Genomic DNA, 23452 nt, shown 5'->3' with positions numbered 1-23452 from the left:
GGCGGCGACGCATGGCCGTTACGGCCACGGCGGCGGTGCATGTCGCGATCCTGGCGCTGCTGCTCTGGGGGGCGCCGCATGTCCCGATCGAGGCGCCGGAGCGATCCGCGCTGGCGCTATTCGACGTGCCCCGCCCGCCCGATCCGCCGCCCGTTCCCGTGCCGCCGCCGCGGATCACCCCACAACCGGTGACGCGCGAGGGCACCGTCATCCGCCCGACCGCCGGGGGCGGATCGCCCCGCCCGATGCGCGCGCCGACCGCCGCGCAGGCGGCTCCGTCGGCCGCCAGTCCGGCGCGGTTCGATCGCGTCGACCTGCCCGCGCCCGCCGCCGACATCAGCGCCGACCTGCCCTTGCGGGTCGGCACCGCGATGTCCGACGGGCGCGGCGCCGGTATCGCCAGCGGGCAGGGGACCGGCGGCGAAGGACGCGGCACCGGCAATGGACGCGGCGATGGCGATGGGCCGGGTGAGGGGCGGCTACGCTTTGCATTGGCCGAATGGATCGAAAAGCCGTCCCAGTCCCTGATCGACGAGGCCTTTCCGAAGATGGCGCGGTTTGGCGGGGTAAGCGGGGTGGCGGTGCTGCTATGCGTCGTGCCCAAACCGGGCCGCCCGAAAAGCTGTTCGATCGCGGCGGAGCGGCCCAAGGGGCGGGGCTTCGGGCCGGCGGCATTGGGGCTGTACCCCAATTTCCGCATTCGCCCGGTGATGAAGGGGGATCAGGTGATCCAGGCCGAGGTGTTCGTGCCCGTGACCTTCACCGTGCACAAATAGCTTATCGCGCCACCCGCGTGATATGCCCCATCTTGCGACCGGGCCGCGCCTCGCCCTTGCCATAGAGGTGCAGGTGCGTGCCCTTTTCGGTCAGCGCACTCTCCCAGGCATCGTCGCCGATCAGGTTCTCCATCTCCACCCGCACGCCGGTCAGTGCCGTATCGCCCAGCGGCAGGCCACAGATCGCACGAATATGGTTCTCGAACTGCGAGGTTTCGGCGCCCTCGATCGTCCAGTGGCCCGAATTATGGACGCGCGGCGCCATCTCGTTGAAGACGGGGCCGTTCTCGGTGGCGAAAAACTCGCAGGCCAGCACGCCGACATAGCCCAGCTCTTCGGCGATGCGGATGGCGAGCGCGGTCGCCTCTTCGGCCTGGGCGGCGATCTCGGGCGGCGCGGGCAGCGTCGAGGTGCGCAGGATCGCGTCGCGGTGGACATTGTGCGGCGGGTCGTACCGCACCGTCTTGCCATCTTCCCCACGCGCGATCAGGATCGAGAATTCGTGGCTGAAGTGAATGAACCCCTCCAGCACGGCCGGGCACCCGATCGCCTCGAAGGCGGCGGGCGCGTCGGCGATGTCACGGATCAGCGCCTGGCCCTTGCCGTCATAGCCGAAGCGCGTGGTCTTCAAGATGGCGGGGCAGCCGATCCGCTCCAGCGCGGACGTGAGGTCGGCGGCGCAGTTCACCTCGGCCCAGGGGGCGGGGCGACCGCCGACCTTCTCGACGAAGCTCTTCTCGGCGATCCGGTCCTGCGCGACGCGCAGCGCGGCCGGCGCGGGGTGGACCGGCAGCCGCTCGGCCAGCCACTCGACTGGCGTGACGTCGACATTCTCGAACTCATAGGTCACGACGTCGCAGGCGGCGACGAAATCGGCGAGCACGACCGTGTTGTGATAATCGGCACGGGTCAGCGAGGACGCGGTCTGCGCCGCGACGCTCTCTTCATCGGGGGCCAGCACATGGGTGCGATAGCCGAGCTGTGCGGCGGCGACCGCCAGCATCCGGCCCAGCTGGCCGCCCCCCAGGATTCCGATCGTCGAACCCGGCTTCAACATGTGGCTTACCCTTGCGGATCGTTGGCGACGCTGTCGGTCTGGCGCTGACGCCAGTCCTTCAGTCGTTCGGCGAGCGCTTCGTCGGACAGCGACAGGATCGAGGCGGCGAGCAGGCCCGCATTGATAGCCCCCGCCTTGCCGATGGCCAGCGTACCGACCGGGATGCCGCCGGGCATCTGGACGATCGAGAGCAGGCTATCCATGCCCTTGAGCGCCTTGGATTCGACCGGCACGCCCAGCACCGGCAGATGCGTCATCGACGCGGCCATGCCCGGCAGATGCGCCGCACCGCCCGCGCCCGCGATGATGACCTTGATCCCGCGATCGGCGGCTTGCGTCGCGTAATCATACAGCCGCTGCGGCGTGCGATGCGCGGAGACGACGCGGGTTTCGTGCGCCACGCCCAGCGCCTCGAGCGTCTCGGCGGCGTGCCGCATCGTGTCCCAGTCCGAGGTGGACCCCATGATGATCCCGACCGACATCATATCCGCTGTTCCGCCTTAGCCCCTATGGCCCCGGTGCCGGGGGAAGCGCGCTGACTAGCGGGGTGTGTCGAGGGGAGCAACCTCCTCTATACGTCAACCACCGCCCGATCGCAGCGCGCGACGCAGTGCGGGGATGGACCGCCCCGCGGGTATACTGTCGAACTTCCCCGAATAGGTCGGATCGACCGCCCAGCCTTTGCCCTCCTGGCGCAGCACCACGGCGGTCCGAAAATGAGCGTTGGGGGAGGATACGTCGTAGATCAGGCCGATCCGCTGCTGACGGCCGTCGGGCGGTATGACACCGGCGGCGACCAGCGCGTCACAGCTATAGACCTCCGTATCATCGACCCCCATCGTCATCAGCCGCTGACGGTCGATGATCACGCCGCACTGGCCGGCAGACAGGCCGTGATTTTCCGCGATCCTGAACCCCGAGAGCGTCACCCGGCGCTTGTCGGTCAGCGTGATCGTCACAGGCTTGCCGTCGGGCGTGCCCGGCGGTGCCGTGGCAGGAGAAGGCGGGGGCACCGCCGGAACCGAGGCGCCAGGGGCCGCCCCATTGTCGGGCTCAGCCGGAACCGACCGTGCGGGCGCTCCGCAGGCGAGGAGCAGCAAGGCGGCTGGCAAGCCGATGGTCGGGTGGGGGCGCATCGTCGTCATGGCACGCTGCCTGTCGTAATAACGGGAACAGACGTGGAGACTGCACGATCCGTGGCGTGGATCAAACCTCGTGCGACGGACACGACCGACCCATCGGCCAGGCGATGGGTCGGTCTTGTGTCGGAATCGATCAGCGCTCCGACAGATAATAACGGTCGGTCGGCGTCAGGTCGTCGGCCAGTTCATAGACGATCGGCTGGCCGGTCGGGATTTCCAGGCCCGTGATCTCGTCGTCCGGAATGTTCGACAGATGCTTGACCAGCGCGCGCAACGAGTTGCCATGCGCCGAGATCAGCACGCGGTTGCCGTCGCGCAGGGCGGGGGCGATACGCTCGTCCCAATAGGGCAGGACGCGCTCGATCGTGTCCTTCAGGCTTTCGGTGGCGGGCACCGGAATGCCGGCATAACGACGGTCGTTCGACAGGTCGAACTCGCCACCCGCCTCGGCCGGGGGTGGGGGCACGTCGAAGCTGCGACGCCAGATCTTGACCTGCTCGTCGCCATGCTTGGCCGCCGTTTCCGCCTTGTCGAGGCCGGTCAGCCCGCCATAATGGCGCTCGTTCAGTCGCCAATGCTTCTCGGTCGGCAGCCACAGGCGACCCATCACCTCGAGCGCGAGATTCAGCGTCTTGATCGCGCGGGTCTGAAGGCTGGTGAAGGTCAGGTCGAAGTCGAGGCCCTTCTCGGCCATCAGCGCACCCGCCGCCCGCGCCTCGGCCGCGCCTTGCGCGGTGACGTCGACATCCCACCAGCCGGTGAAGCGGTTCTCCAGATTCCAGGCGGACTGGCCGTGGCGGATCAGGACGAGCTGGGGCATGGAAACTCCTTCAATGTGATGACGGCCGCATAGAGAAGCGGGCCGGCGGGGTCGAGGTCAGCCGCGAAAGCGGGTCTGGGTGGATGCGGGATTGGCCTTCAGCACACGGCCCATGCGCGTCGGCCGGTCGAGCAGCTCGCCGCCGCAATCGGGGCAGGTCTCGTCCAGGTCATCGGCGCATTCGGCGCAGAAGGTGGTCTCCAGCGAACAGATGAACGCGCCGCCCTGCGACGGGGGCAGGTCCGCGCCGCAGCGCTCGCAATCGGGGCGCATCTCCAGCATCAGGCGGCCACCTCGCGCACCACGTCGCAGATGCGGTCGACCAATGTCTCGACCTGACGCTGGTCCTCGCCCTCGGCCATTACGCGGATGACGGGTTCGGTGCCCGATGGGCGGATGACCAGGCGGCCGCGCCCGGCCAGCTCGGCCTCGGCGGCGGCGATGACGCCCTGTACCTTCTCATGTTCCAGCGGCTTGCCGCCGGCGAAGCGGACATTCTTGAGCAGCTGGGGCAGCGGATCGAAACGGTGCAGCACCTCGCTGGCGGGCGCGCCGGCGCGCTTGAGTTCGGCCAGCACCTGGAGGGCGGCGACCAAGCCGTCGCCGGTGCGGGCATAGTCGGACAGGATGATATGCCCCGACTGCTCGCCGCCGACATTATAGCCGCGGGTGCGCATCGCCTCCAGCACATGGCGGTCGCCGACCTTGGTGCGGACGAGGCCCAACCCTTGCGCGGCCAGATGCCGCTCCAGTCCCAGATTGGACATGACGGTGGCGACCAGGCCACCGCCGGCCAGCCGGCCCTCGCGGGCATAGCTGGTGGCGATCGTCGCCATCAACTGGTCGCCATCGACGACCATGCCCTTTTCGTCGACGATGATCAGCCGGTCGGCGTCACCGTCCAGCGCGATGCCGATGTCAGCACCACTCGCCACGACGGTCTCGGCCAGCGTCTGCGGCGCGGTCGAGCCGACGCCGTCATTGATGTTGGTGCCATTGGGGGTCACGCCGATCGCGACCACGTCGGCGCCCAGTTCCCAGAGCGCGGCGGGGGCGACCTTGTAGGCGGCGCCGTTCGCGCAGTCGATCACGACCCGCAGGCCGTCGAGGCGCAGCGACTGCGGAAAGGTCGACTTGGCGAAGTGGATATAGCGGCCGGCGGCGTCCTCGACCCGGCGCGCACGGCCGATCTTGCCCGAGGGGACCAGCGGCACCTTTTCCTCGATCAGCGTCTCGATCGATTCCTCGGCCTCGTCGGACAGCTTGTAGCCATCGGGACCGAACAGCTTGATGCCGTTATCGGCGAAGGGATTGTGGCTGGCCGAGATCATCACGCCGATATCGGCGCGCATCGAATGGGTCAGCATCGCGACCGCCGGCGTGGGCAGCGGACCGACCATCACCACGTCCATGCCGACGCTGGTGAAGCCCGCGACCAGCGCGGATTCGAGCATATAGCCCGACAGGCGCGTGTCCTTGCCGATCACCACGCGGTGGCGGTGCTCGCCGCGCTGAAAGTAAGCCCCGGCGGCCATGCCGACTTTCATCGCCATCTCGGCGGTCATCACCGCGCCGTTGGTCGCACCGCGAATGCCATCGGTGCCGAAATATTTTCTTGCCATACAGCCGGGTCCCTGCCGGATTAGGAGCGGGGCGCCATACACGCCCCTGGATGGTTACGTCCTTAGCGCGGGGTGGCGCAAAGCTCAAAGAACCGAACCGTCCCAAAACAATATGCCCGAACCCAAGGTTGAATTGTCATGTCGCGTGCCACGCTGATCCTCCTGAGCCTTGCCGCAGGGCTGATCGCCGGGGTTGCGGTCGCGAGTTTTGCGCCCGGCGGGGCCGAGACCGTCGTCGCGGTGGCGCGGCCGATCGGTACGTTGTGGCTCAACGGGTTGCAGATGACGGTCATCCCGCTGGTCGTCACGCTGCTGATCACCGGGGTCGCGGCGACCGCGCAGGCGGCGCAGGCCGGGCGGATAGCGGGGCGGGCGATCATGACCTTCCTGTCGCTCGACGCGCTGACCGCCAGCATGGCCGCGCTCGTCACGCCGATCCTGCTGAGCCTCGCCCCCATGCCGCGCGCGGCGGGCCAGGCGCTGCGCGCCGCGCTGGGCCATGCCGAGCCCGTCGCGCCGTCGCCGCCGATCGCCGAGTTCGTCACCAATATCGTGCCGACCAACATCTTCGCGGCGGCGACCAACAATGCGCTGTTGTCGCTGATCCTGTTCACCCTGGCCTTCGCCTTCGCCATCACCCGGATCGAGGGAGAGGCGCGCGACCTGCTGCTGCGTGTGTTCACCGCGATCCGCGACGCGATGCTGGTCCTGATCGGCTGGGTCTTGTGGCTGGCGCCGCTGGGGGTGTTCGCGCTGGCGCTGGTCGTGGGGGCGAGTGCCGGCGGCGCGGCGTTCGGGGCGCTGGCGCATTATATCGCGATCATCGCCAGCGTCGGCGTCGTCGTGATGCTGATGGCGTACGGCGTCGCGGCGATGCTGGGGCGGACCTCACCCGCCCGCTTCGCCCGTGCGCTGGCCCCGGCCCAGGCGGTCGCCGTCTCGACGCAAAGCTCGCTCGCCAGCCTGCCGGCGATGATCGAGGGGACCCGGGCCTTGCGCATCGCGCCGGAGACCGCCGGGCTGGTCCTGCCCATGGCGGTCGCGATGTTCCGCGCGACCCAGCCGGCGATGAACGTCGCGGTCTCGCTCTACATCGCACACTGGTTCGGGATCGCGCCCGACCTGACTTCGGTCGCGGCCGCCGTGGTGGTGGCGATCCTGGTATCGCTGGGCTCGGCGAGCCTGCCGTCGCAGATCACCTTCTTCGCCTCGATCACGCCGGTCTGCGTCGCGCTGGGGGTGCCCGCCGCGCCTTTGGGGCTGCTGATCGCGGTGGAGACGATTCCGGACATTTTCCGGACCCTGGGCAATGTCAGCATGGACCTTGCCGCCACCGCGACCGTTTCGCGGTGGAGCGGCACAACCGGCAAGGACGTTCCATGAAATATCGCACGCTAGGCCCCGAGTTCGAGGTTTCCGCATTGGGCCTCGGCTGCATGCCGATGGCCGGTATCGGCCGGAACATGTATGGCGAGGCGAGCGAGGCGGAGAGCATCGCGACCATCCACCGCGCGATCGAGCTGGGCGTGACCCTGTTCGACACCGCCGAAATCTATGGTCCGCTGGTCAATGAGAAACTGGTCGGGCGCGCCATTCGCGGCAAGCGCGATGCGGTCGTCATCGCGACCAAATTCGGCTTTCGCTATGACGAGAACGGGATGACGGGTGTCGACTCCACCCCCGCCAATGTCCAGCGTTCGTGTGAAGGCTCGCTCAAGCGGCTGGGCGTCGAGACGATCGACCTGTTCTACCAGCACCGCGTCGACCCTAATGTCCCCATCGAGGACACGGTCGGCGCGATGGGGCGGCTGGTCGAGCAGGGGAAGGTCCGCCGGCTCGGCCTGTCCGAAGCGAGCGCCGAGACGATCCGCCGCGCCGCCGCCGTCCATCCGATCGCGGCGGTCCAGTCCGAATATTCGCTGTGGGAACGCGATGTCGAAGCCGACATCCTGCCGGTGGTGCGCGAACTGGGCATCGGCTTCGTGCCGTACAGCCCGCTGGGACGCGGGTTCCTCACGGGGCAGATCACGAAGCGCGAGGATTTGCCCGAGGGCGATTACCGCCGGAACGACCCGCGCTACTCGGAAGAGAATTTCGACCGCAACATGAAGGTGGTCGAGGTGGTGAGGCAGATCGCCGCCGCGCATGACGCGAGTGCCGCGCAGGTGGCGCTGGCATGGCTGTTGGCGCAAGGCGACGACATCGTGCCGATCCCGGGCTCCAAGCGGCGCGTGACGCTGGAGGATTCGGTGAAGGCGGCGGATCTGACGCTGTCGGCGGAGGAACTGACCTGGCTCGACGAAGCATCGCCGCGTGGCGGTACGGCGGGGCCGCGTTATGGCGAGCGGGCGATGGCGATGACGCGGCTCTGAGCCAGGCGTCCCCAACTCCGTTCAGGCTGAGCGAGGTCGAAGCCCACGCACCGGACTTTCCGCGAGTGGCATCTCATGCACTTCGACTTCGCTCAGTGCGAACGGAGGTAGGGTGTTTCGCGCGGAGACGCGGAGACGCGGAGGGGGGCGTATCCAGCCGCCAGGCTGGCTTAACATAACAGCGGTGCGGCAAAGCGGAACGCTGAATTGCGCGAGTGCGCCGAAGCGCCTCCGAACCTCTCTGCGCCTCCGCGCCTCCGCGCGAACAAAAATCTTCGCGTCTTCGCGAGATCGAATCCAATCCGCGCAAAGTCAGGCGGATAAGCTTCGACTTCGCTCAGCCTGAACGGTGGTCGGGGTAGGAGAAAGGGGTGGTCGGGCACGCGCCCCGACCGCCCGGACCCCATCAATGCGGCTTCTGCTCCAGCCGCGTATCGACCCCGGCCGCCGCCGGCTCGGCCAGTTCCTTGTCGCCCGCCAACGCGGCTTCGGCCTTCAGCAGGTCGAGGTGCATCAGCTTGGCGATCAGCGGCGAGACGACCAGCACCACCGCGCCGATGCCGATCGAGTACCAGCCGATCCGGCTATAAACAGCCAGCACCGTGTCCGGCCCCGCGCCCTCGCCACCGGTCGCCTGCGCGATCAGGCCGGCGATGAAGTTGCCGCCCGCCGTCGCCAGGAACCAGGTGCCCATCATCAGCCCGGTCATGCTGGGCAGCGACAGCCGCGTCATGGCCGCCAGCCCCACGGGCGAGAAGCACAGTTCGGCCATGGTGTGGATCAGATAGACCAGGATCACGAAGATCACCGGCGTCGGTGCGCCGGCATAGGCCGCCGCACCCGCCACCAGCACCAGAAAGCCCGCGCCCACGCCGACCAGGCCGATGCCGAACTTGAACGGTGCGCTCGGCTCCAGCCCGCGCTTGCCCAGGATCGTCCACAGCGCGGCGAAGGCGGGCGCCAGCAGGATGATGAAGATCGAATTGACCGACTGGAAGGCCGAGGCCGGGATGGTCCAGCCCATCAGCGTCCGGTCGACCGAGCGATCGGTATAGACGTTGAGCGAGGAACCCGCCTGTTCGAACAGCGCCCAAAAAAGCGGGCACAGCGCGATCAGGAACAGCGCGGCGAAGATGCGGTCGCGGTCGACCTTGGGCAGGGTGAACACCGCGCGCCACAGGATGAAGGCGACGGTCGCGGCGGCAAAGACGACCAGCAGCGTGCCGACCGCATCCTGATGCTGGATCAGCTGCCAGGTGATCAGGGTGGCGACGATCGCACCCAGATAGATCAGCCATTCGCGCGACAGGCCGGCGACGACCGGCGCGCGCAGCACGGGCAGCGACGGCGCCTCGCCCGCGCCGTGCAGCTCCCGCTTCAACGCGATGAAGGCGGCCAAGCCCAGCAGCATGCCGACGCCCGCCGCGCCGAAGCCGTAAGCCCAGCCTACCGTCTCGCCCAGCACGCCGCACACGATCGGCCCCAGCGCGCCGCCCGCATTGATGCCCATATAGAAGATCGAAAAGGCAGGATCGCGGCGCATGTCGTCGCGGGCGTAGAGCTGTCCCACCAGCACCGAGATATTGGCCTTCAGGAAGCCGGTGCCGATCACGATCGAGGCGAGCGCGAGGTAGAAGCCCTCCAGATAGGCCCCCGTCGCGCCCTGCGGCCCCTCCATCACCGCGATCAGGATATGGCCGAAGGCGATGAACAATCCGCCCGCCAGCACCGCGCGTCTGGCCCCCAGATAGCGGTCGGCCAGATAGCCGCCAATGACGGGCGTGACGTACACCAGCGAGGTATAGGCGGCATAGATGCCGAAGGCCGGTTCGTCGGAGAACAGGAAATGCTTGGTCAGGTAGAAGACCAGGATGGCGCGCATTCCGTAATAGGAAAAACGCTCCCACATCTCGGTGAAGAACAACAGGAACAGGCCCCGGGGATGCCCCAAAACCGTCTTGCCGCGCGCGGCGGCCTCATACGCAGTCGCCATGCCGGCGTTCACTCCATCGGGATCGCCCCCGGCGCGCCGGGGGCACGCGGAAGGGGCGTAATGGTTCGGTAACCTAACGCCAAAGCCGCGACTGTAAATATCATGCGCGAAGACGTAAGGATCGATCGCATGAGTGACATGGCCTTCAACGACCGTTCGACCCCGCTGACGCTGCTGGAAACCCGCCGCTCGGGCAAGCCGCGCGACCTGATCGCACCCGGCCCCGATGCCGATCAGCTGGACCATATCCTGCGCATCGCGGCGCGTACCCCCGATCATGGCAAGCTGGCGCCCTGGCGCTTCGTGATCGTGGCGGATGACGCCCGCGCCAAGCTGGCCGAGGTGATCACCACCGCCTACCGGGCCGAACGGCCGCAGGCGAGCGCGACCGAGATCGCCGCGCTGGAACAGTTCGCGCATCAGGCACCCAGCCTGGTCGTCGTCCTGTCCTCCCCGCGCACCGGCAGCCATATTCCGTTGTGGGAACAGGAATTGTCGGCCGGCGCGGCCTGCATGAACCTGCTCCACGCCGCGCATGCCATGGGGTTCGCCGGCGGCTGGCTGACCGGCTGGCCCAGCTTTTCCGATGCGGTGCGCGATGCCTTCGGCCAGGCGCCCGAGCGGATCGCGGGCTTCCTGTTCCTCGGGACGCCCGGCCGGCCGCTCGACGAACGCCCGCGTCCCGATATGGACCGGATCGTCTCGCACTGGACCGGCCCCGTCGCGTGACCGCATCGGGCCGTCTGCAAACGTTATCGGTTTGCCCCTCGACTTTGCCGGTCCGCTGCTGTATTAACTTGGCATGACAGCTCTTAGCGGTGACGACAGCCCGGTTTACATCCGCCTGCGCGGAACGATCGCGGCGGGTATCCTCAACGGCACCTACCGGGCGGGCGACCAGCTTCCCTCGGTCCGTGCGCTGGCGGCGGAGCAGGGGGCCAACCCGCTGACGGTCGCCAAGGCGTATCAGAGCTTTCAGGACGATGGCTATGTCGAGGTGCGGCGCGGGGTCGGCATGTTCGTGATGCCGGGCGCGGCCGACCGGCTGCGCTCCGCCGAGCGTGAGACCTTCCTGCGCGTGCAATGGCCGCGCATCCGCGATCACATCACGCTGCTGGACCTCGACGTCGCCGATCTGCTGAACGCCGAGCGGGTCTGACCGCCGGGCGGCGGGCTCGGCCGATCAGGCCGGTCGTCGCGACCCAGATCGCCAGCACCCCGGTCAGTGCGGCGAGCGGAATCCAGATCCAGGGCATGGATTGCCCTTCGTGCAGCCGCCTGATCCAGGACAGCGCGACCGGCACGGCCAGCGCCGGGGCGGAGACCGCGCCGGCGGTATCGTCGGCGACCTTGACCGTTTCATAGACCGAATCGTCGAAATGCAGCGTCCAGTCGGGTGAGCGTTCGGTCGGCCACTCGACCGCGATCAGCCGCCCCCGCGACCAGTGACGCGCGCTGGCGACGACATGCCGGACCGACAGGGCGGGGCGGGGGACAGGCGGCGTCGACAGGGCGACGGCGTGTCCCGGCGACACGGCGAGCACGATACCGGACGCCGTCATGGCCAGCACCGGGATCGCCGACCAAAGCCCGATGCGGGCGTGCCACGAGGCTTTGAGCGTCTCTTTTCGCGGCGGACCTTTGGCGGCGGGCTTCGCACGCTGGCGGAATAGAGACGCCCATAGTCCGGTCAGGCTGGCGAGCAGCGCCCCCAAGCCCCCGATCGCGACGATCCAGCGACCGGTGCCCGACAGGAACACCCCGCCATGCAGCCAGCGCACCATACCCGTCACCCCGTCATCGGCCCAGCCGCTGGCCAGCACCTGCGCGGTCGGGGGATCGAGGAACAGCTGACGCCGCGCGCGGTCGCTCACCCGGTCCAGCGTGACGATGACCGGCGACGACCCCCCTTCCATCGACAGCGCCGCGATCCGTTCGCCGGGGCGCAGGCGGCGATACGCCGTATCGGCATAGGCACCGGCGTCGCGCCGCGTCTCGCCGCTGATCCGATAGCGGGCGGGGGCGGCGATCCGCTCGATCAGCGGCGCGCAGGCCAGCAGCGTTCCCGACAGCGCCAGCGCGATGGCGAGCAGCCCGATCGCCAGCCCCAGCCAGCGATGGACCCGCACTCCCGAGTCGCGAAGCGAAATTCCGGCCACATGACCCCCGAAACAGACGGCGCGCCCTGCCGGACCCGACGGGCGGCGTCAATCGCGGGTGGGCCTGTCCGTACTCATTCTCAACCATCGTTTGGATTGAGCGGGGGCGAAGCCGGCGTGGGTCGTTTGCCCCGATGGGGAAGGGGGGCTGTGTGGTTGAGGGCGTCCCGTGGCCTTCGACTATGCTCAGGCGGAACGGGGGATTGGATTGTGCGGAGACGTGGAGAGGGCCGGTGACCGGTGGTTTATTGGAGAAGGCGCATCTTAATTCACCAATCCCTCTCCTCCGTTCAGGCTGAGCGAAGTCGAAGCCCACGCCGATCGCTTGCCGCAGGGAAGCAAGAGGTCCTGCGTGATAAGGGCTGTCCCGTGGCCTTCGACTACGCTCAGGTGGAACGGAGGATTGGTTCGCGCGGAGACGCGGAGGCGCGGAGAGGGCTTATGATCGGTGGCGCCATCCGAGAAGGTGCCCCCTGATCCGCCCCCTCCGTTCAGGCTGAGCGAAGTCGAAGCCCAAGTCGATCGCTTGCCCCAAGGACAAGGTTCACCCCTTTGCCTTCGACTGCGCTCAGGCTGAACGGAGGGGGGTGATTTGGTTCGCGAAGAGGCGCAGAGACGGGCATGGCGGCGAGGCCAGTGAGACCCCTCTCGGCGCCCTCCGCGCCCCATCACCGCCGCAGGAACAGCCACGACCGGATCGCGCTCGCCAGGTTCGGCGGGTCGTCCGCGACGATCCGCAGCGCGTCGATCTCCGCCACCAGCGCCGACAGCGGCAGGCCATGCGCCACGGCGGCCTCCTCCAACGCGGTCCAGAAGACCGGCTCCAGGCTGATCGAGGTCTGGTGCCCGGCGATGGTGATCGAGCGCTTGACCGGGCCGACGAACCCTTCCGCCGGGGCCGCGATCCGGCTCATTCGGTGTCGAACAGGGCGGCCAGCTGCTCGATGATCGTGCCGCCCAGCTGTTCGGCGTCCATGATCGTCACCGCGCGCGCATAGTAACGCGTCACGTCATGGCCGATGCCGATCGCGATCAGCTCGACCGGGCTCTTGCTCTCGATCCAGCCGATCACCTGGCGCAGATGCCGCTCCAGATAGCTGCCCGAATTGACCGACAGGGTGGAGTCGTCGACCGGCGCGCCATCGGAGATAACCATCAGGATGCGCCGCTCCTCGGGCCGCGCGATCAACCGGCTGTGCGCCCACATCAGCGCCTCGCCGTCGATATTCTCCTTAAGCAGTCCTTCGCGCATCATCAGGCCCAGATTGTTGCGCGCGCGCCGCCACGGCTCGTCGGCCTGTTTGTAGACGATGTGGCGGATGTCGTTCAGCCGCCCCGGCTGCGGCGGGCGTCCGGCGGCGAGCCATGTCTCGCGGCTCTGTCCGCCCTTCCAGGCGCGGGTGGTGAAGCCGAGGATTTCGGTCTTCACCCCGCACCGCTCCAGCGTGCGCGCGAGGATGTCGGCGGAGATCGCAGCGATGCCGATCGGCCGCCCGCGCATCGACCCCGAATTGTCGATCAGGAGCGTGACGACCGTATCGCGGAAATCGGTATCGCGCTCGATCTTGTAGGACAGCGACTGGCCGGGATTGACCACCACCCGCGCTAGCCGCGCGGCGTCGAGAATGCCCTCTTCCTGGTCGAAATCCCAGGAGCGCGACTGCTGCGCCATCAACCGGCGTTGCAACCGGTTGGCGAGCTTGGACACCGCCGATTGCAGATGCGCCAGCTGCTGGTCGAGATAACCGCGAAGCCGTGCCAGTTCGTCGGCGTCGCACAGCTCTCCGGCGGCGATCACCTCGTCATATTGGGTGGTCCAGGGTTTATAGTCGAACTGCGACGCCAGATCGGTCAGCGGGCGGTTGGGCCGCGTCGGCTGGCTGCCTTCGTCGCCATCCTCGCCGGGTTCGCCGTCGAGATCGTCGAGCGAATCCTGGCTCTGTTCCTGCGACTCGCCGTCCTCGCTGTCGGCGTCACGCTTCTCGGCGCGCGCCTCGACCTCGCCGTCGCCTTGGCCCTTGTCGTCGTTATCCTCTTCGCTCTCGTCCTGCTGCTGCTCGTCCTCGCCCTCTTCGTCGTTACCGCCTTCATCGGCCTGATCGGGTTCGGCGGGCGGCTCGGCGAGTTCGAGGTCGGCGAGCATCTTGGCGGCGAGCATCTGGAACGCCTTCTGGTCGTCCATCGCGCCCGCCAGCGCGTCGAGATCGGTCGCCCCCTCCAGCCAGTCGCGGACCAGCGCCAGCGCGGGCGCGGTCTCGGCCGGAGAAGGCCGCCCCGTCATCCGCTCGCGCAGGAGTAGACCAAGCGCGGTCGACAGCGGCACCTCGTCCCGGTTGCGCGCCCGCGTCATCGGGTCGGAGCGGAGCCGCACATCGAGCGCATGGGCGAGATTGTCGCCGATCCCGGCATAGCCGCGCGCGCCCAGCGCCTCGATCCGCGCCGTCTCGACCGCGTCATAGACCGCACGCGCCACCGCCTCGACCGGCGCGGCCTTGGCATGCAGCGTGGTGTCGTGCAGCTTCAGCCGCAGCGCAAAGGCGTCGGCGAACCCGCGCGCTTCCGCCACCTGCTCGGGCGGCAGCGCGCGACCCGGCATCGGCACACGGATATGCTTGCCCGATGCCGTCGGCGCATCGGCGGTATAGGCGAGCTCGACCTCCGGCTCCTGCGCGAGTGCGCGCGCCGTGCCGCCGAGCACCGCCTTGAACCGGTCGAGTGGGGTTTCGTTCGCCATTACTTCGCCATTCCACGACGGCGCCGGACACGCTCGGCACCGACCACGATCAGGATCGCGACGATAAGACAGAGCGTCAGCGACGCGATCATATAAAAATTCTCGACGCTCTCGATTCCATAGATGCCCAGTCGCGCCGTGACATCGACCAACAGGTCGGTCGCCCATGGCGCAAAGGGAATCCGCCCGCACATCAGCGCCAGCACCAGCCATACCAGCAGGATGGCGAGCACGCGCAGGGTCAGACGATGCTTGCGCTCAGGCGACATCGACGGTTCCATACGCCTTGCCGCCGCCGGCTACCGCGATCATCGGGCCGGCGCGCAGCTTGCGGCTCAGGGCGAGGAAGTCGCTCGGGCTGTTGAGCGTGATGCAGCCTTCGCTCAGCCCGCGCGGCCCGACCGGATGCAATCGAAAGGCGCCGCGTCGGACACCGTTGACCATGGTGACATCGTCGATCCGACCATCGTCCCGGTACAGGGCGAACCAGCTGCCGCGATCGGTGCCATAGACATTCTCGAGCACCATATCCCGCAGCCAGCCGAGCCGTCCCCCGGATTCGCGGTCGACGATGAAATACCGGCCGGTGGGCAAGGGGCCGATGTCGGGCTTGCCCATGGCGGCCGGATTGTTCCGCCCGTCCTTCTGCCCGGAAAAAGCCGGGTACATGCCGAGGCCGGGTGCGACCAGGGTCGACATCGGCCGTCGGTTGAGCGTGAAGGAGCAGGCGATCGCCACCGTGTCAGGCTCGGCCGACGACGCTTTCGGGCAGGTCCTTGCCGAAGACGCGCTGATAATATTCCGCGACCAGCGCGCGCTCGTTCTCGTCGCACTTGTTGAGGAACGACAGGCGGAAGGCAAAGCCCGGATCGCCGAAGATCAGCGTGTTCTGCGCCCAGGTGATGACGGTGCGCGGACTCATCACGGTCGAGATGTCGCCGTTGACGAAGCCCTTGCGGGTCATGTCGGCGACGCGGACCATGTTCTCGACCAGCTGCTTGCCGTCGGGCTTGTCATATTCGCCCGACTTGGCGAGCACGATCTGCGCCTCGGTGGCGGCGGGCAGATAGTTGAGCGTGACCACGATGTTCCAGCGGTCCATCTGGCCCTGGTTGATCTGCTGCGTGCCATGATAGAGCCCGCTGGTGTCGCCCAGACCCACCGTGTTGGCGGTCGCGAACAGGCGGAACCACTTGTTCGGGCGGATCACCCGGTTCTGGTCGAGGAGCGTCAGCTTGCCCTCGGTCTCCAACACGCGCTGGATCACGAACATCACGTCGGGGCGGCCGGCGTCATATTCGTCGAAGACGAGCGCGGTCGGCGTCTGGAGCGCCCAGGGGAGCAGGCCCTCGCGGAACTCCGTCACCTGCTGCCCGTCCTTCAGGACGATGGCGTCACGGCCGATCAGGTCGATGCGGCTGATATGCGCGTCCAGGTTGATGCGGATGCATGGCCAGTTCAGCCGTGCGGCGACCTGCTCGATATGGCTCGACTTGCCGGTGCCGTGATAGCCCTGCACCATCACGCGGCGATTGTGCGCGAAACCGGCCAGGATCGCGAGCGTCGTGTCGGGATCGAACACATAGGCGGGATCGAGATCGGGGACGCGCTCATCGGCCTCGGAGAAGGCAGGCACCTCCATGTCGGTGTCGATGCCGAACAGGTCGCGCACCGACACCATCTTGTCGGGTGCGTCGAGAATCGTCGTATCGCGGCTGTCGGGAAGCGTATTCGGGATGTTGGTCATCAGGCCCTCGTCTCGTCGCTCAACGCCTTAAGCCAAGCGCGGCTCCCTACTCAATGCCGGTGATCGCACGAAGATGGCGGGTGGACGCCCCGGCGGAGCGATTGCGCGCGCGGCGCATCGCCGTCATTCTGCCCTCCGCGAGTCGACAGGCAGAGGCGACAACACCGCCCGCTGTCGAGGAAAGCATGAAGAGGGGTGGGGATATGGCGAATTTCATCTGGTACGAATTGCTGACCGACGATGCGGGCGCCGCGCAGGCCTTTTACGCCGCCGTGATCGGGTGGCAGGTGGGCGACAGCGGCATGACCGGCATCGACTATCGCATCTTCGCCACGCCCGAGGGCGAGGCGATCGGCGGCCTGATGCAGCGCCCCGAGGGCGCACCGGGCAAGCCGGTCTGGCTCGGCTATCTTCCGGTCGTCGATGTCGACGAATCGCTGGCGACCATCGTCGAGGATGGCGGACAGGTGCTGATGCCCGCCTGGACGATGGAAGGGGTGGGGCGGATGGCCCTGGTCACCGATCCGCTGGGTGCGCCCTTCTACATCATGGCGCCGCAGGACCCGCAGCCGTCGCGCGCCTTTATCGAGCATGGCACCGGCCCGGCCGCCGGCCATGTCGTCTGGAACGAACGGATCGCCAGCGATCCCGACCGCGCGCTGGCCTTTTTCGGGCGGCATTTCGGCTGGAGCCATCAGGGGGGCATGCCAATGGGCGAGCTGGGCGAATATCGCTTCCTGGCGGACGGGCCGGTGATGCTCGGCGCGCTGATGGGCGTGCCGCCGGGGGGTGAGCCGGGCTGGCATTTCTATTTCGCGGTGGACGACATCGACGCGGCGGCGGCGCGGGTGGCCGATGCGGGTGGTACGGTCGAATTCGGGCCGATGGAGATCCCCGGCGGGGAGTATTCCCTGTCCGCGCGCGATCCGCAGGGGGCGCGATTCGGACTGGTCGGGCCGAGGACGTAAAATTCCTCCCCGGCACGGGGAGGGGGACCATGCGAAGCATGGTGGAGGGGGCTGGCCGCAAGGGATGCCCTTTGTGGAAACCCCCCTCCGTCAGCGCTTCGCGCTGCCACCTCCCCGTGCCGGGGAGGATGAATCATGCAAACGCCGGCGCCTGGCGCAGCTGCTGGTACGCCGCGATGACCTTTTGCAACCGCCCTTCATCGCTCCGGTCGCCGCCATTGCGGTCGGGGTGATAGCGCCGCACCAGTTCGCTATACCGCCGGCGCAGTGCCCCGCGATCGGCGTCCGCCTCCAGCCCCAGCACTTTCAGGCTTTCGCGATCCTGCCCCGACAGCGGCTTGCCATCCTTGCGCTCGGGCGCGGCCTCGCGGCGATAGCGTGCCGCGATGGCGTCAAGCGGATCGGAGAAATCGGCCCAGCGCGGCCCTGGATCGGTGCCGTTCTGCGCAAAGGCGCGCGTCTCGCGCTCCCAGCCCGCATAGGGGCGTTGTGCGCGGTGGATCTCGTCCGCGCTCATCCCGTCGAAGAAATTATAGCGGCTGTTGAACGCGCGGACATGCTCCAGGCAGAACCAGCGGAACTGGCCCGGCCCGTCGCCGCTGCGCGTGCCCTCGGCCGGAGGCGCACGGAACTCGCCCGCGTCCTCGCAACCGGGATGATCGCAGGCGCGACCGGTATTTTCGACCCGGCCGTGAAACCGTGCGCCGGGTTTATCCTTGGGGGTATCGCTGCTCGACCGACGCGCCACTGCTATCCGCTTGTCCCGAAAAACCGTCTATATAGGGGCCATGACCGATATCACCACCGCCCCAATCGCCGACCAGATCACCGCCCGCCTGACCGAGGCGCTGTCGCCCACGCACCTCGACGTCATCAACGAAAGCGCGATGCATCGCGGCCATCTGGGCGATGACGGCACAGGCGAAAGCCATTTCCGCGTCATCGTCGAATCGCCCCTGTTCGCCGGGGAATCGCGCGTCGCCCGCCAGCGCAGGGTGAACCACGCGCTCGCCGATCTGTTGTCGGAGCGCATCCACGCGCTGGCGATCAGCGCGAAAGCACCCGGAGAATAAGCCCATGCCCTATGACCTGTGGTACTGGCCCGGCCTGCCGGGACGCGGCGAGTTCGTCCGGCTGACGCTGGAGGCCGCAGGTCTGGCTTACCGCGACCGGGGCGTCGAGGAGGGGGCCGAGGCGCTGCTCGCCGATATGCGCAAAGGTAGCCGCCTGCCCTTCGCACCGCCTTATTTGCGCGCCGAGGGACAGGCGATCGCGCAGATCGCCAACATCCTCCACTGGCTGACCGAGCGGCACGACTTGGCGCCGGTGGGCGAGCGTGTCTGGCTGAACCAGTTGCAACTGACGATCAGCGACATGGTGGCCGAGGTGCACAATGTGCATCACCCGGTCGCGACCGGCGCCTATTATCACGAACAGAAGTCCGAGGCCGCGCGCGCCGCCGCGCAGTTTCGCGAGGAACGCATCCCCAAATTCCTCGGCTATTTCGAGGATGCGCTGGAGGACCGCGACTGGATGGCGGGCGGGCGCTGGTCCCCAGTCGACACCTCGTTGTTCCAACTGATCGCTGGCTTGCGCTACATGTTCCCCAAGCGGATGGCGGCGGTCGAGGGCGATTATCCCGCGCTGATCGCGCTGCACGACCGGGTGACGACGCTGCCCGGTATCGCCGCCTATCTGGACAGCGACCGGCGACAGGCGTTCAATGAGGACGGAATCTTCCGCCATTATCCGGAGCTTGACGCCGAATGACCCGCTTGCCCCGTCCCGCCGCGCGCATCCTGTTGGTGGATGGGACGGGCCGGACCCTGATGTTCCGCTTCACCCCCGATGATCGCCCGCCCTTCTGGTGCACGCCCGGCGGCGCGGTCGATCCGGGCGAAAGCTATGAGGACGCCGCGCGCCGCGAGTTGCTGGAGGAAGCCGGGTTGGACCGCGATTGCGGGCCGCAGGTCGCGCGGCGGCAGGTCGAGTTCCGCACCATCGAGGGCGTCGAGGTCGAGGCCGACGAACGCTATTTCCGCGTCGACATCGACACGCATGAGGTGACGGGCGCGGGGCATACCGTCCTCGAACAACGCGTCATGCAAAGCTGGCGCTGGTTCACCCGGCAGGAGCTGGCGGCGCACGACGAACCCTATTTCCCGACCGATCTGGTCGCATTGCTCGACGCCACGGAGCCGACTCATGTTTGACGATTTCCTGCTGCGCACCCTGCAACCCTCCAGCCACGATCTGGGCGGGTTCAAGGTGCACCGGACGCTGCCCAACAAGGAGCGGACGATGGTCGGCCCCTTCATCTTCTTCGACCAGATGGGCCCGGCGCAGCTGCTGCCCGGTGCGGGGATCGACGTGCGGCCGCATCCGCATATCAACCTGTCGACCGTCACCTATCTGTTCGACGGCGCGATCGGCCACCGCGATTCACTGGGCAGCGATCTGGTGATCGAGCCGGGCGCGGTGAACCTGATGACGGCGGGCAGCGGTATCGTCCATTCCGAACGCTCGCCCAGCGACGTGCGGCCGCAGGGGCCGACGCTGTCGGGTATCCAGACCTGGCTGGCGATGCCCGAGGCGCTGGAAGAGATCGACCCGGCGTTCGAGCATGTTCCCGCCGAAGCGCTGCCGGTGATCGAGGGGCAGGGGGCGACTGCGCGGGTCATCATGGGCGACCTCTGGGGGCAAAGCGCGCCGACGACGACCTATGCCGGCACCATCTATGCCGACATCGCGCTGGAGCCGGGTGGGAGTATTCCCATCGATTCCTCGGCCGAGGAGCGCGCGGTCTGCTGCGCGCTGGGCGAAGCGAGTCTGGAGGGGATGCCGCTCGAGCCGCAGCGGCTCTACATCCTGAAGCCGGGGATCGCGGCGACCTTGCGGTCGACAAACGGCGGGCGGGTGATGCTGTGCGGCGGGGACGCGTTCGCGACGCCGCGGCATGTGTGGTGGAATTTCGTCTCGTCCCGCCGCGAGCGGATCGAGGAGGCCAAGCGGGCCTGGAAGGCGCGGGAGTTTCCGGCGGTGCCGGGGGACGATCTGGAGCGGATCGAAATTCCGGAGATTCCGAAGACGGTGAGTTATCCGTGATTGAAGCCCCTCTCCCGGCAGGGAGTTTCAGGTCGGTCATGCTCCCAGCATGACCTAAACGATGCGGGGCATCGTTTACCGGAAACTGGGTTGGGGAGGGGCAAGAGCCACAAGCCAGGCTCTCTGCGAGACACCTTGCCCTCCCCCGCCCCTCCCGCCTGCGGGAGGGGAGTTGGTTTGAGGTGAGGTTTGGGCGTGGCCTTCGACTGCGCTCAGGCTGAACGGGGTTTGGTATCCCGGGCCTGATCCGACATCCGTTCAGCCTGAGCGCAGTCGAAGGCCACGGACCAACACCAGCCACGCGAAAACAGTCCACCAAATAGCGAACCGCTAAAACACCATCGATGTCAGAAATGATCGCGCACATCAACGATAGCGCAATTTCTGCTCGTGTTGACCCGCCGACACGATAATGAACGCTGACAAATACACATCAACGAACGCCAGTGTAGGTGTGAAACACAGCAAGGGCCGCGCATCCGTTTCGGATCGAAAGCCGCCCGAGATATGTGCGGCCCGCGGGTTCGGGCTTCCAAGACTTTCGTACGCCTGCCGGCGCCCGAAACCCTTCAGGAAAGCGGCCCGTCCGCTTACAGGCAGCGTTCGCCGTAAGCAGCCGTTCGTTCAGTTCGCGGGGCAGGGTGCCTAATCGGCTGAATGGGTCGAGAGTGGCCTGTCTGCTTTCAGGCTGTGCCGCCGGTAAGCGGCCGCCTGTTCGGGCGGTGGGGCAGGGGGGCTAAACGCCCCCCTTTGGCAGAGAACGGCCTGTCTGCTTTCGGGCAGCAAATGAACGCACCAAACCTTCGTTTATGTGGCGCCCAAGAAAGGTGAGAAGCAAACCGCTAAGAACCTCTCGGTATGTACAGGCCTCCGACAGTCCATTCAATCTTACCAAAGAAATCACTAGGCGGTCTCCGATCGCATCCTGCGCTTCGAGGGTGCCAAGGCACCATCCCGGTCTATAACGATCCCCACGAGGAGTGTCGCGGCATCTGTGCCAGCTTCTGAGGCGATGCGCATTAGCATCACTACCGTCGGGTTCTGTTTGCCGAGTTCTATGCGCCCTAGGTAGAGACGGTCTATTCCGCACTTCTCGGCAAAAGCCGCCTGCGAAAGACCAGCCTTCTTACGCGCAGCTCGCACACGGCTTCCCAACTGCTGCATCGCGGACTGAGCCATCCTAGACATGTGCCCAAACGACAGTCGCAACGCTACCTTCAATTGTCTTCTGACATCGAGTTGAACAGGCCTCGGATTGCGGGCTGACGATCAGACCTGTGATTTCGATTCAAGGTCGGCCGTCCGTCCTTGTCGCTAGAGCAGCGAAGGTTGCATTCTGGCCTGGTGTCTATATACACCATATCGATGGTGTTAGGAGATAACCCGTTAGAGCCTAGCAACATGACTCGGGGTGGGGCTGCATGAGGAACGGTTCCGGTGAGGCGTTGAACGCTCAGCGACGATTTAGCCGTGCGTCGAAGCTAGATGCTGATCCGGGTCTGGTCGCCCCGGAGGCGTTCGTGCGCGGCATCAGGCACATAGGCTACAGGAGCAACGTCGAGGCCATCGCCGAGCTCGTGGACAACTCAATCCAGGCTTACGCTCAGCGGGTGGACCTGGTGTCCGGCTTCGCCGAAGCGGGGCAACCCACCCGTCCGGTTCAATTGGCAATCATCGACGATGGCCACGGCATGAAACCTAAGATGCTGCGCTTCGCGATGATGTGGGGCGGCACCCACCGCGAGAACGACCGAAGCGGGCTCGGTAGGTTCGGCTACGGCCTGCCCTGCGCGACGGTCAGCATGGGGCGCCGCTTCACTATCTATTCGAAGGTCAAAGGCGGCAAGGTTCACGCGGTATGCCTGGACTTGGACCTGCTCGACGCTGGCACATACACCGACGAGGAGGCCGGGCTGACCATCCCGTCGGCGCAACCCGCTACGCTCCCGGTGTTCGTCAGCGAGGCGATCGCGCGCCTGCATCCCGATGGATGGCGCTCGGGGACCGTCGTCGTGATCGACAAGCTAGACAGGCTGCACTGGGCGACTGCCGGCGGATTGCGGCGCAACCTCATCCGCCAGTTCGGAGTCGCCTACCACAAGCTGCTCGGCGCGACCGCCATCCACATCGACGGTGAGCCGGTCCGACCGATCGATCCATTGTTCCTGTCGCCGGGATGCGCGCTGAACTCGCTGGACGAAGATCGCGCCAATCCATTGGAGCCTATTACGCTAAGGATCGGGCTGGAGGACGGCGCCGCCGGCGAGATCGTCCTGCGCTACGCCTGGCTCCCGCCGACGTTCGGCGCGGCTGACAAATCCCGGGACGCCATCGGCCTCAACGCAAACGCCCGCTTTCCCATCCTGAAGAAGTACCACGGCATCGTATTCAGCCGGAACGGCCGGGTGGTCGACGTCCAGTCGCGGACGCCCTGGACGACCTTCATCAACAACGACCGGTACATACGTGTCGAGGTGGAGTTCTCCGCCTCGCTGGACGAGGCCTTCGGCGTGACGACCTCGAAGCAGCAGGTGTCCGTCTCGCAGGAGGTGTGGGAACAACTCCAGGCGGCCGGACTCCCCAAGGCGATTGAGCATCTAAGGGCGAAGGTCCGTGCCGCGAAGGCAGAGCGGCAGAGGTCGATGGTTACCGGCGCGGCGGCAACCACGGCCGGAGCCGATCGCGGCGGTGACCAACTGGACCGACCTGCGTCGCCGCAACCGACTGCGGGTGGCGCCAGCGAGGGTCAGCCATCGACCGCGGATGGCCGGCTTGGTGGCGTCGATCCCCGCACCGCGCTGGACGTCCTGCTTTCGCGTATCGAGCGGAGAAGGTCGTCGGGCAACGTGGCCATCGCGAACGAATACGACCGGCTGATGAGGGGCTGGGCGAAGGAATTGTCGCGCATCTCGGGACCGAAGCGCGGGAGTAGCCGAAAGTAGTCGCTATGGTCGCTG

The 23452-nt window shown here is 67.1% G+C and carries 26 protein-coding genes; 11 read left to right on the top strand and 15 right to left on the bottom strand.

Annotated features, from left to right (window positions below; all coding sequences use genetic code 11):
* The first annotated feature begins 11 nt into the window (after positions 1 to 11).
* Positions 12 to 776 carry a hypothetical protein gene (locus ACQHGV_RS14035; RefSeq protein ID WP_440978664.1) on the top strand — a complete coding sequence of 255 codons (765 nt, stop codon included), beginning with the start codon at positions 12 to 14 and terminating at the stop codon, positions 774 to 776.
* 1 nt (position 777) lies between these two features.
* Here the strand turns inward: ACQHGV_RS14035 and ACQHGV_RS14030 are convergent, their stop codons facing one another.
* The 6 genes from ACQHGV_RS14030 to glmM form a co-directional block, all read right to left on the bottom strand.
* Positions 778 to 1833, bottom strand: a complete 1056-nt coding sequence (locus ACQHGV_RS14030) for a 5-(carboxyamino)imidazole ribonucleotide synthase (protein WP_440978663.1) — start codon at positions 1831 to 1833, stop codon at positions 778 to 780.
* Between the two features lie 5 nt (positions 1834 to 1838).
* Positions 1839 to 2297 (bottom strand): 5-(carboxyamino)imidazole ribonucleotide mutase, encoded by a 459-nt coding sequence (gene purE, locus ACQHGV_RS14025; RefSeq protein ID WP_440978662.1) that lies wholly within the window; start codon positions 2295 to 2297, stop codon positions 1839 to 1841.
* A gap of 114 nt (positions 2298 to 2411) precedes the next feature.
* The gene (locus ACQHGV_RS14020; protein ID WP_440978661.1) at positions 2412 to 2978 is read right to left on the bottom strand and encodes a hypothetical protein; all 567 of its coding nucleotides are present in this window, start codon (positions 2976 to 2978) and stop codon (positions 2412 to 2414) included.
* A gap of 130 nt (positions 2979 to 3108) precedes the next feature.
* Positions 3109 to 3795 carry a 2,3-diphosphoglycerate-dependent phosphoglycerate mutase gene (gpmA, locus tag ACQHGV_RS14015; RefSeq protein WP_440978660.1) on the bottom strand — a complete coding sequence of 229 codons (687 nt, stop codon included), beginning with the start codon at positions 3793 to 3795 and terminating at the stop codon, positions 3109 to 3111.
* Positions 3796 to 3852: 57 nt separating this feature from the next.
* On the bottom strand, positions 3853 to 4077 hold the full coding sequence (locus ACQHGV_RS14010) for a DUF1272 domain-containing protein (protein WP_440978659.1): 225 nt from the start codon (positions 4075 to 4077) through the stop codon (positions 3853 to 3855).
* Positions 4077 to 5417, bottom strand: coding sequence for a phosphoglucosamine mutase (glmM, locus tag ACQHGV_RS14005; RefSeq protein WP_440978658.1), 1341 nt, complete (start codon positions 5415 to 5417; stop codon positions 4077 to 4079). The genes ACQHGV_RS14010 and glmM overlap by 1 nt, the downstream gene beginning before the upstream one ends.
* 138 nt (positions 5418 to 5555) lie before the next feature.
* Between glmM and ACQHGV_RS14000 the strand changes: the two genes are divergently transcribed.
* Positions 5556 to 6800 carry a dicarboxylate/amino acid:cation symporter gene (locus ACQHGV_RS14000; protein WP_440978657.1) on the top strand — a complete coding sequence of 415 codons (1245 nt, stop codon included), beginning with the start codon at positions 5556 to 5558 and terminating at the stop codon, positions 6798 to 6800.
* Positions 6797 to 7789, top strand: a complete 993-nt coding sequence (locus ACQHGV_RS13995; RefSeq protein WP_440978656.1) for an aldo/keto reductase — start codon at positions 6797 to 6799, stop codon at positions 7787 to 7789. The genes ACQHGV_RS14000 and ACQHGV_RS13995 overlap by 4 nt, the downstream gene beginning before the upstream one ends.
* A gap of 406 nt (positions 7790 to 8195) precedes the next feature.
* Here ACQHGV_RS13995 and ACQHGV_RS13990 read toward each other — a convergent pair whose 3' ends face one another.
* The gene (locus ACQHGV_RS13990) at positions 8196 to 9782 is read right to left on the bottom strand and encodes a peptide MFS transporter (protein ID WP_183949860.1); all 1587 of its coding nucleotides are present in this window, start codon (positions 9780 to 9782) and stop codon (positions 8196 to 8198) included.
* A 129-nt stretch (positions 9783 to 9911) separates the two neighbouring features.
* Here ACQHGV_RS13990 and ACQHGV_RS13985 point away from each other — a divergent pair, with 129 nt between their 5' ends.
* Positions 9912 to 10511, top strand: a complete 600-nt coding sequence (locus ACQHGV_RS13985; RefSeq protein WP_440978655.1) for a nitroreductase family protein — start codon at positions 9912 to 9914, stop codon at positions 10509 to 10511.
* Between the two features lie 73 nt (positions 10512 to 10584).
* Positions 10585 to 10941: a GntR family transcriptional regulator gene (locus ACQHGV_RS13980; RefSeq protein WP_312489275.1), complete on the top strand. Its 357-nt coding sequence runs from the start codon at positions 10585 to 10587 to the stop codon at positions 10939 to 10941.
* Here the strand turns inward: ACQHGV_RS13980 and ACQHGV_RS13975 are convergent.
* The 6 genes from ACQHGV_RS13975 to cobS form a co-directional block, all read right to left on the bottom strand.
* Positions 10889 to 11941, bottom strand: a complete 1053-nt coding sequence (locus ACQHGV_RS13975) for a PepSY-associated TM helix domain-containing protein (protein ID WP_440978654.1) — start codon at positions 11939 to 11941, stop codon at positions 10889 to 10891. The two genes, ACQHGV_RS13980 and ACQHGV_RS13975, sit on opposite strands and share 53 nt — an antisense overlap.
* Positions 11942 to 12609: 668 nt before the next feature.
* Positions 12610 to 12855 carry a ribbon-helix-helix domain-containing protein gene (locus ACQHGV_RS13970; protein WP_183949867.1) on the bottom strand — a complete coding sequence of 82 codons (246 nt, stop codon included), beginning with the start codon at positions 12853 to 12855 and terminating at the stop codon, positions 12610 to 12612.
* Positions 12852 to 14675 carry a cobaltochelatase subunit CobT gene (gene cobT / locus ACQHGV_RS13965; protein ID WP_440978653.1) on the bottom strand — a complete coding sequence of 608 codons (1824 nt, stop codon included), beginning with the start codon at positions 14673 to 14675 and terminating at the stop codon, positions 12852 to 12854. Before cobT ends, ACQHGV_RS13970 begins: the two co-directional genes overlap by 4 nt.
* Positions 14675 to 14944, bottom strand: coding sequence for a hypothetical protein (locus ACQHGV_RS13960; protein WP_409788739.1), 270 nt, complete (start codon positions 14942 to 14944; stop codon positions 14675 to 14677). Before ACQHGV_RS13960 ends, cobT begins: the two co-directional genes overlap by 1 nt.
* Positions 14934 to 15374 (bottom strand): DUF2778 domain-containing protein, encoded by a 441-nt coding sequence (locus ACQHGV_RS13955; RefSeq protein WP_440978652.1) that lies wholly within the window; start codon positions 15372 to 15374, stop codon positions 14934 to 14936. The genes ACQHGV_RS13960 and ACQHGV_RS13955 overlap by 11 nt, the downstream gene beginning before the upstream one ends.
* Before the next feature lie 43 nt (positions 15375 to 15417).
* Complete coding sequence (gene cobS / locus ACQHGV_RS13950; RefSeq protein ID WP_058743933.1) at positions 15418 to 16422, bottom strand: cobaltochelatase subunit CobS; 1005 nt, start codon at positions 16420 to 16422, stop codon at positions 15418 to 15420.
* 203 nt (positions 16423 to 16625) lie between these two features.
* Here cobS and ACQHGV_RS13945 point away from each other — a divergent pair, with 203 nt between their 5' ends.
* On the top strand, positions 16626 to 17390 hold the full coding sequence (locus ACQHGV_RS13945; protein WP_440978651.1) for a VOC family protein: 765 nt from the start codon (positions 16626 to 16628) through the stop codon (positions 17388 to 17390).
* A 133-nt stretch (positions 17391 to 17523) separates the two neighbouring features.
* On the opposite strand, the gene ACQHGV_RS13940 is transcribed toward ACQHGV_RS13945, so the two are convergent.
* On the bottom strand, positions 17524 to 18138 hold the full coding sequence (locus ACQHGV_RS13940) for a J domain-containing protein (protein WP_440978650.1): 615 nt from the start codon (positions 18136 to 18138) through the stop codon (positions 17524 to 17526).
* A 40-nt stretch (positions 18139 to 18178) separates the two neighbouring features.
* Between ACQHGV_RS13940 and ACQHGV_RS13935 the strand changes: the two genes are divergently transcribed.
* From ACQHGV_RS13935 to ACQHGV_RS13920, 4 genes are read left to right on the top strand one after another with little or no spacing between them, the layout of a single operon-like run.
* Positions 18179 to 18463, top strand: a complete 285-nt coding sequence (locus ACQHGV_RS13935) for a BolA family protein (protein ID WP_183949876.1) — start codon at positions 18179 to 18181, stop codon at positions 18461 to 18463.
* A gap of 4 nt (positions 18464 to 18467) precedes the next feature.
* A complete protein-coding gene (locus ACQHGV_RS13930) occupies positions 18468 to 19160 on the top strand; it encodes a glutathione S-transferase (protein WP_440978649.1) in 693 nt (230 codons plus the stop codon).
* Positions 19157 to 19603, top strand: a complete 447-nt coding sequence (locus ACQHGV_RS13925) for an NUDIX hydrolase (protein WP_440978648.1) — start codon at positions 19157 to 19159, stop codon at positions 19601 to 19603. The genes ACQHGV_RS13930 and ACQHGV_RS13925 overlap by 4 nt, the downstream gene beginning before the upstream one ends.
* On the top strand, positions 19596 to 20495 hold the full coding sequence (locus ACQHGV_RS13920) for a pirin family protein (RefSeq protein WP_440978647.1): 900 nt from the start codon (positions 19596 to 19598) through the stop codon (positions 20493 to 20495). The genes ACQHGV_RS13925 and ACQHGV_RS13920 overlap by 8 nt, the downstream gene beginning before the upstream one ends.
* Before the next feature lie 903 nt (positions 20496 to 21398).
* On the opposite strand, the gene ACQHGV_RS13915 is transcribed toward ACQHGV_RS13920, so the two are convergent.
* Entirely contained in the window at positions 21399 to 21659 is a 261-nt protein-coding gene (locus ACQHGV_RS13915; RefSeq protein WP_440980214.1) for a helix-turn-helix domain-containing protein, read from the bottom strand.
* Between the two features lie 257 nt (positions 21660 to 21916).
* Between ACQHGV_RS13915 and ACQHGV_RS13910 the strand changes: the two genes are divergently transcribed.
* A complete protein-coding gene (locus ACQHGV_RS13910; RefSeq protein WP_440978646.1) occupies positions 21917 to 23437 on the top strand; it encodes an ATP-binding protein in 1521 nt (506 codons plus the stop codon).
* Positions 23438 to 23452: the final 15 nt, after the last annotated feature.

The organism is Sphingomonas pseudosanguinis, assembly GCF_052056765.1.
Classification (GTDB): domain Bacteria; phylum Pseudomonadota; class Alphaproteobacteria; order Sphingomonadales; family Sphingomonadaceae; genus Sphingomonas; species Sphingomonas pseudosanguinis.
The sequence above is the reverse complement of the archived record's forward strand: the minus strand, read 5'-3'. Positions and strand labels throughout refer to the sequence as shown.

Coding starts and splice junctions, on each gene's coding strand:
- ACQHGV_RS14035 (WP_440978664.1), top strand. CDS start 12: ATGGCCGTTACGGCCACGGCGGCGGTGCATGTCGCGATCCTGGCGCTG.
- ACQHGV_RS14030 (WP_440978663.1), bottom strand. CDS start 1,833: ATGTTGAAGCCGGGTTCGACGATCGGAATCCTGGGGGGCGGCCAGCTG.
- purE (WP_440978662.1), bottom strand. CDS start 2,297: ATGGGGTCCACCTCGGACTGGGACACGATGCGGCACGCCGCCGAGACG.
- ACQHGV_RS14020 (WP_440978661.1), bottom strand. CDS start 2,978: ATGACGACGATGCGCCCCCACCCGACCATCGGCTTGCCAGCCGCCTTG.
- gpmA (WP_440978660.1), bottom strand. CDS start 3,795: ATGCCCCAGCTCGTCCTGATCCGCCACGGCCAGTCCGCCTGGAATCTG.
- ACQHGV_RS14010 (WP_440978659.1), bottom strand. CDS start 4,077: ATGCTGGAGATGCGCCCCGATTGCGAGCGCTGCGGCGCGGACCTGCCC.
- glmM (WP_440978658.1), bottom strand. CDS start 5,417: ATGGCAAGAAAATATTTCGGCACCGATGGCATTCGCGGTGCGACCAAC.
- ACQHGV_RS14000 (WP_440978657.1), top strand. CDS start 5,556: ATGTCGCGTGCCACGCTGATCCTCCTGAGCCTTGCCGCAGGGCTGATC.
- ACQHGV_RS13995 (WP_440978656.1), top strand. CDS start 6,797: ATGAAATATCGCACGCTAGGCCCCGAGTTCGAGGTTTCCGCATTGGGC.
- ACQHGV_RS13990 (WP_183949860.1), bottom strand. CDS start 9,782: ATGGCGACTGCGTATGAGGCCGCCGCGCGCGGCAAGACGGTTTTGGGG.
- ACQHGV_RS13985 (WP_440978655.1), top strand. CDS start 9,912: ATGAGTGACATGGCCTTCAACGACCGTTCGACCCCGCTGACGCTGCTG.
- ACQHGV_RS13980 (WP_312489275.1), top strand. CDS start 10,585: ATGACAGCTCTTAGCGGTGACGACAGCCCGGTTTACATCCGCCTGCGC.
- ACQHGV_RS13970 (WP_183949867.1), bottom strand. CDS start 12,855: ATGAGCCGGATCGCGGCCCCGGCGGAAGGGTTCGTCGGCCCGGTCAAG.
- cobT (WP_440978653.1), bottom strand. CDS start 14,675: ATGGCGAACGAAACCCCACTCGACCGGTTCAAGGCGGTGCTCGGCGGC.
- ACQHGV_RS13960 (WP_409788739.1), bottom strand. CDS start 14,944: ATGTCGCCTGAGCGCAAGCATCGTCTGACCCTGCGCGTGCTCGCCATC.
- ACQHGV_RS13955 (WP_440978652.1), bottom strand. CDS start 15,374: ATGTCGACCCTGGTCGCACCCGGCCTCGGCATGTACCCGGCTTTTTCC.
- cobS (WP_058743933.1), bottom strand. CDS start 16,422: ATGACCAACATCCCGAATACGCTTCCCGACAGCCGCGATACGACGATT.
- ACQHGV_RS13945 (WP_440978651.1), top strand. CDS start 16,626: ATGGCGAATTTCATCTGGTACGAATTGCTGACCGACGATGCGGGCGCC.
- ACQHGV_RS13935 (WP_183949876.1), top strand. CDS start 18,179: ATGACCGATATCACCACCGCCCCAATCGCCGACCAGATCACCGCCCGC.
- ACQHGV_RS13930 (WP_440978649.1), top strand. CDS start 18,468: ATGCCCTATGACCTGTGGTACTGGCCCGGCCTGCCGGGACGCGGCGAG.
- ACQHGV_RS13925 (WP_440978648.1), top strand. CDS start 19,157: ATGACCCGCTTGCCCCGTCCCGCCGCGCGCATCCTGTTGGTGGATGGG.
- ACQHGV_RS13920 (WP_440978647.1), top strand. CDS start 19,596: ATGTTTGACGATTTCCTGCTGCGCACCCTGCAACCCTCCAGCCACGAT.
- ACQHGV_RS13915 (WP_440980214.1), bottom strand. CDS start 21,659: ATGCAGCAGTTGGGAAGCCGTGTGCGAGCTGCGCGTAAGAAGGCTGGT.
- ACQHGV_RS13910 (WP_440978646.1), top strand. CDS start 21,917: ATGAGGAACGGTTCCGGTGAGGCGTTGAACGCTCAGCGACGATTTAGC.